Source organism: Actinomycetota bacterium, from assembly GCA_035536535.1.
In the GTDB taxonomy this organism is placed as follows: Bacteria; Actinomycetota; JAICYB01; order JAICYB01; family JAICYB01; genus DATLNZ01.
In genome coordinates, this window is record DATLNZ010000158.1 from 22,777 (window position 1) to 28,983 (window position 6,207).

Here is a 6,207-nt window from a genome sequence, read left to right on the forward strand (position 1 = left end):
TGAAGGGACTTGCCGGACCTACAGGAGGAGCCATGGAGTGCCCCGAGTGCAGCGCGGAAGACTTCGCGACGATCCACTTCGACTCGGTGGCCGATGGGGCTGAGTTCCACTTCTGCAGGCGGTGCGAGCACAGGTGGTGGCTGGCCGGAGACGGCAGCCCGCTGTCCCTGACGGACCTGCTGGCCAACGCGCCGGAAGCCGACGGAAGGTCGGTCCGCCGCGCATCCTAGGGTGACCGGGTCCGCTCGTTATGCTGGCCCGATGCTGACCAGGGCCCGGTCCAGCGGTCTGTACGTCCGCGCCTCGCGCTATCCGATCATCGGGCAGTTCATCAAGTACGCCATGGTGGGGGCGCTGAACGTGGCGGTCGGACTGTCGATCTTCAACCTTCTGCGACTCGTGGACGTCCACCCGAACATTGCGCTCACCGTGGCTTTCACCGTCACCAGCATCCAGTCCTATGCGCTGAACAAGAAGTGGTCTTTCAAAGACCAGGGGCGCCACGGAATCACCAAGGGATATCTGCTCTTCGTGAGCTTCACCCTCGTCGGCTTCGCGATACAGCAGATCGGCTTCACGGTCAGCTACAAGCTGCTGCTGCACCGGTACGGGAAGCTCGGCGAGAACCTGGCCATCCTGTCGGTCACGCCGTTCTCGGTGCTGTGGAACTTCCTGGCCTACAGGCGCTGGACGTTCGGGGCTGCCCGCAACGAAGCTAGGGTGTCCTGAGTTCCCTGCGCATCGCGGCGATCTCCCCGATCGTCCTGGCTATCACCTTGGGAGTGGCTCCCTTGGGCCTGCCCGCCGTCCTGGGATGGTGCGGCACGCCCACCTCCGCGACCCGGTAGCCGGCGATCCTGGCCCGGATGAGCAGCTCCGGCGAGATAAAGGCGTATTCGGAGACCAGCGTCGGCAGCAGCCGGTCGAGCACCTCCCGGCGGATCAGCTTGAAGGCGCAGTCGACGTCGTGCTGCTCGACGGAGAAGAGCAGCCGCAGAACCGTGTGGTAGACCCTCGCCACTGCCAGCCGGTGCCACGGGTCGTTGCGCTTGATCCTGTAGCCGACCACCACGTCCGCGCCTGAGAACAACGGCATCAGGCGGTCGAGGTCGGAGATCCTGAACTGCCTGTCGGCGTCGGTGAAGAACACGGCGTCCCCGCGGCTGGCCGCCATCCCCGTCCTGAGAGCCTGGCCGTACCCCCGGTTGGCATCGTGCGACTCCAGCCTCACCTCGGGGTGCTTCGCGGCCAGCTGCCGGACGACCTCGCCGGTCGAGTCGGTTGAGCCGTCGTCCACGACTATCAGCTCGAACCGGTCGGCGAAGCGCGGCAGTACCTCGAGGGCCTCCTCGAGAAGGCCTCCGATGTTCTCGTGTTCGTTGAACGCGGGGAAGAAGCAGGACAGGAACGCGATGCGGATGACCGGCCTCCGACGTTCGGGGAGACATACCCTACCCACGAGCCGCCCGCCCGTATCCTTTGCGCGTGGTTCGAAGCGATTCCCTGAGGACACTTCCCCGCCGTGCCGCCGAGTGGGCATCCACGCCCGCCGGGCTGGCCTGGCTGTTCGTGATCGGCTTCGCGATCCGCCTGTGGCTGGCACGGGGGCCGGGGTTCAAGATCGACATGGGGACGTTCTCCTATTGGGCCGACCGGCTCGCAACAGTCGGCCCGAGTCACTTCTACGACGACCCGGAGCTGTTTGCCGACTATCCCCCCGGCTACCTGTACGTGCTGTGGGGTGTGGGCAAGCTGTCGCGCGCTCTGACGGGCGGCGCTCCCTCGGACTTCCTGCTGAAACTGCCGGCGATCCTGCTCGACCTCGTCCTGGCCGGGGTCGTCGTACGCCTCGCGACGCGCCTGACCCCGTCTTCGTTCCGGGGCTTCCCGTGGAGGGGCGTGGCCGCCGCGGCCATCCTCGTCAATCCCGCCGTCTTCTTCGTTTCAGCGGTCTGGGGGCAGGTGGACGTCGCGCTGGGGGTGATCGTGCTGAGCGCCTTTTTGCTCCTGGGCACGGGACCCCCGTCGATGATGCGCGAGGCAAGTGGGCTGGCGCTCCTGGTGCTCGCCATCGCCGCCAAGCCCCAGGCGTTGTTCGTCGTCCCGGTGGCGGTGCTGCTGCTGGTCTGGCGCCACGTCCGTGGCGAGTCGTCCCAGCGGGGACCGATGGGCGTTGGGGCGGGCCTCGCGCGAGTGGGGGGCCTGGGCGTGTTCAGCCTCGGGGTGGCCCTGGTGATCATGTGGCCGTTCCGGCTGGGCCCCCTGAGGGTCTGGGAGTTCTACCGTCAGGCTTCGGGCACCTACAAACACACCAGCGTCTGGGCATTCAACTTCTGGGGCCTCGCGGGGTTCTGGCGTCCGGACTCCGGACCCGAGGCATTCGAGGTGTTCGGCGTGCCTGCCTTTGCCGTGGGTCTGGCCCTGTTCGTGGCGGGGTCGGCCCTGGTGCTGGTCCAGGCCTGGCGCCGGCTGAATGCCGGCGAGTCGGAGGGCCGGGTGCTGCTGTTCGGTGGGGCAGCAGCCAGCATGATCGCGTTCTGCGTCCTGACCAGGATCCACGAGCGGTACCTGTTCTTCTCGCTCGTGGCTCTCGCGCCGCTGGCCGCGTACCGCGGCTTCCGCCGCGCTCTGGCTGTGCTGTCGGTGCTGTTCTTCGTCAACGTCTACTACCCGTACGTCTACTACACCTATTTCTACGAGCAGTCCCGGAACCGGCCGTACCGGTTCGGGTCGCTGTTCGAGGGCATCTACGGCTCGCCCGGGGCGACGGATGCGGTGCAGCTGAAAGTCTTGAGCGTCGTCACAGCGCTCTTCTGCCTCTTCGTCGCCGTAGCCGGCTGGGGGTGGCTGCGCAGCCGCTCGGGGGCCGAGCTGCCGCCGGACTCGGAGACGGCCGAGGAAGCAGTGGCGGACGGGGAGGCCGTCACGCCCGAGCCGCGGCGCGACTGGACGCTGACGCTGCACCCCGTGGGAGCCCGGGGGATGGCTGTGGCCGTCCTGGTGGTCCTGATCGCCCTGGCCACCCGGCTCCCGGGACTGGCTTCGCCGCCGGGCATGTACTTCGACGAGGTCTACCACGCGCGCACCGCCGGCGAGTACCTGGAGAAGCGGGCGGTGTACGAGTACACGCACCCTCCACTGGCCAAGGAGCTCATCGCCCTCTCCACGAAGACGGTGTCGGGATTCGAGGTGCGTGAGGGCCCCCGGCCGAGACGGGCAGCCTCCGGCATGGTCGCGGCCGGCGACGGCGACGTGGCGGCATGGGTCGCACGGGGGGAAGGCCAGCTTCGGCTGCGAACAGGTTCGGTCACCGGCGACTGCACACTGCGCGCGTCCCGCAGCTTTCCCGTCGCGTTCGAACCCACCGTCGTGGGTGTCTCGGACGTTCTGACCACGGTGGGCGGAGCCGCCGAGCAGGGACCCGTCGCCGCCGGCTTCTCTTCGGCCGGACAGGTGTGGTCGGTCCCGATGGCGTTTCTTCCGGTCGCGGTGGCGAACCTGGGGGGAACGTCCTTTGTGGTCACCCAGGACGGCTCTTTGTCCACGGTGTCGTTCGAGGGTCAGCTCGAGGTGAGGGCCCAGGGAGCGTCGGCGGTCTCGGCGGACCCGCGCAACAGCGTCGTCTGGGTGTCGTTCCCGGACGACAAGCGCGTGGCGTCGTTCACGCAGGACGGAGTCCAGAAGGAGTCCGTGGCGGTGTCCGGGGCGCCCGGCCCCTTGGTCGCGCCCGACGGGTCGAACCGGGTGCTGGCGGCGGACGCCGGCGCGCCGGCGATCGAGTCTGTGGACACGGAGGCCAAGAACCGGACTGCCGAGTTCACCCGCGGTTCCGCCGACAGGCTCGTCACCATTCCGGACACGGGCCTCGCGTGGGCTTCCGAGGGGACCAGGGTGCGCGTGATCGAGCCACTCGGGCTGGCGCAGATCGGGTCGGTCCGGCTGCCCGGCTTTCCCGTCGCCCTGGTGGCCGACCGCGACGACAACCAGGTGGCTGCGGTCCTGCCCGACGGCAGTCTCGCCTGTGTGCGCGGCTCGCCGACGTTCGGGTGGCGGTTCGGCAGCGCCCTGTTCGGTTCGCTGATGGTGGGGCTGGCGTTCCTCATAGCGCTGAGGTGCTTCGGCAACCCGCGCCTGGCCGCCCTCGCGGCTCTGTTCCTCGCCGTATGCGGACTGGCTTTCACAATGGCGCGGATCTCGATGATCGACAGCTTCGTGGCCGCCTTCATCGCAGCCGCCTGGTTCGCGGCATTGTCGAGCCTTTACCACTGGGGCGCCCGCTCAAGCGGCGCGCGCTCCAGGGCCGCGACCCTCGGTTGGGTCGCCGCCTGCGGCCTGATGCTCGGGATGGCGATCGCGTCGAAGTGGGTCGGGGTCTACACGTTCGCCGGCATCGGCGCGCTGTACCTGTGGGACCTGGCCGTCCGCCGCAAGGACAGCATCATCTCGGTAGCCGGCCATCCGGCTGCGTCGCTCGCGGCGGCGGCGGTCCTGCTGGTCGCGATACCGGCGGGCGTCTACGTCGCGACCTACATCCCCTACTTCAGCCTGGGGAACTCCTGGCAGCAATTCACTGCGCTGCAGGCCTCGATGTACGACTACCATGCCCACCTCACCGCGACGCACGACTTCGGCTCCCCCTGGTACGGCTGGCCGTTCGGACACAAGGCGGTGTACCTGTGGGTGAACTCGCCGGGGCAGCCCCATGCGGAGATGTGGACGACGGCCAACCCAGTGGTTTTCCTCGGCGGGCTCGTTGCGATGGTGGCCGCGGCGGTAGCGGCCGTCCGCACCCGGTCGGTTGCTCTGGCCGCCATCCCGGTCGCCGCGCTGGCCCAGATCCTGCCCTGGACGCTGGTGAGCAGGGTCGCCTTTCTGTACCACTACCTGGCCATCGTCCCGTTTTTGTGCATCGCGCTGGCGTGGTGGCTGATCCGCGCCCCGGGAGACGAGCGCCGGCGTCGGATCCGGGTGACGGCTGTGGCGGTAGCGGCGGTCGTCGCGTTTCTGCTGATCCTGCCCATCCTGGACGGCTGGACGGTCGGCGACGGTTACATCTCCGCCGTGAAGCGGGCCACCGAGGGCATCTCGTTCGCGCCCGTGTGGCTGCTGCAGAACACCGTCGGCGCGTTACTCGGCTGAGCGAGTCCGGGCGTCCGGACGACTCTCCGCACGGACGTGGGAGGATTCCCCGGTGAACCTCGACGCGATCTTCAAGGCCTACGACATCCGGGGGCTGTACCCCCAGGAGCTGGACGAGCAGGCCGCCCTCCGCATCGGTGCCGCCTTTGCGGAGTTCACAGCGGCGAAAGAGGTACTGGTCGGGCGGGACATGCGTTCGTCGTCACCCTCGCTGGCCGCCGCCTTTATCGAAGGCATGGGTTCTGCCGGCGTGGCCGCCGTGGACGTGGGGATGGTCTCCACCGACTGCGTCTACTTCGCCTCCGGACGCCACGGGCTGCCCGGCGCGATGTTCACCGCATCCCACAACCCCGCGCAGTACAACGGCATAAAGCTGTGCCTGCCGGGCGCGGCCCCCGTGGGAGCCGACACGGGCCTGGCCCGGATCAAGGAGCTGGCGGGGGCGGTCAAAGGGACTGCCGCCGTGGCTGGAACGACGCGGGAGCTGGACGTGCTGCCGCAGTTCGTGGACCACCTGCTGTCGCAGGTGGACGTGGACGCGATGCGCCCGATGGTCGTCGCGGTCGACGCGGCCAACGGGATGGGTGGACTGGTCGTCCCGGCCGTGTTCGACCGGCTGCCCATCAAGGTCGTGCCGCTTTACTTTGAGCTCGACGGCACCTTCCCGAACCACCCGGCGGACCCCATCCAGCCGGAGAACCTCGCCGACCTGCAGCGAGCCGTGCTCGAGTCGGGGGCCGAGGTGGGGATGGCCTTCGACGGCGACGCCGATCGCGTGTTCCTGGTGGACGAGCGGGCGCAGCCGGTGTCCGGCAGCCTCACGACGGCTCTGGTGGCCAAACGGGTCCTCGCCCGGGAGCCGGGGGGCACCGTCATCCACAACGTCATCTGCTCGCGGGTGGTCCCGGAGGTCGTCCGGGAGTCCGGAGGCGTGCCGGTCCGGTCGAAGGTCGGCCACTCATACATCAAGCAGCTGATGGCCTCCACCGGCGCGGTGTTCGGAGGCGAGCACTCGGGCCACTACTACTTCAGGGAAAACTACCGCGCCGACTCCGGCCTGCTGGCGGC

5 protein-coding genes are annotated in these 6,207 nt (G+C 68.7%); 4 read left to right on the forward strand and 1 reads right to left on the reverse strand.

The features are described 5' to 3' along the window. The first annotated feature begins 32 nt into the window (after positions 1-32). Positions 33-230 carry a hypothetical protein gene (locus tag VNE62_10515; protein ID HVE92710.1) on the forward strand — a complete coding sequence of 66 codons (198 nt, stop codon included), beginning with the start codon at positions 33-35 and terminating at the stop codon, positions 228-230. 31 nt (positions 231-261) lie between these two features. Continuing rightward, on the forward strand, positions 262-729 hold the full coding sequence (locus VNE62_10520) for a GtrA family protein (protein HVE92711.1): 468 nt from the start codon (positions 262-264) through the stop codon (positions 727-729). Here VNE62_10520 and VNE62_10525 read toward each other — a convergent pair. After that, the gene (locus VNE62_10525) at positions 716-1,459 is read right to left on the reverse strand and encodes a glycosyltransferase family 2 protein (GenBank protein ID HVE92712.1); all 744 of its coding nucleotides are present in this window, start codon (positions 1,457-1,459) and stop codon (positions 716-718) included. The genes VNE62_10520 and VNE62_10525 overlap by 14 nt on opposite strands. Before the next feature lie 26 nt (positions 1,460-1,485). On the opposite strand from VNE62_10525, the gene VNE62_10530 reads away from it, so the two are divergent. After that, the gene (locus tag VNE62_10530; protein ID HVE92713.1) at positions 1,486-5,139 is read left to right on the forward strand and encodes a phospholipid carrier-dependent glycosyltransferase; all 3,654 of its coding nucleotides are present in this window, start codon (positions 1,486-1,488) and stop codon (positions 5,137-5,139) included. Between the two features lie 52 nt (positions 5,140-5,191). Further along, the coding region (gene manB, locus VNE62_10535) for a phosphomannomutase/phosphoglucomutase (GenBank protein ID HVE92714.1) at positions 5,192-6,207 on the forward strand (1,016 nt) is incomplete at its 3' end.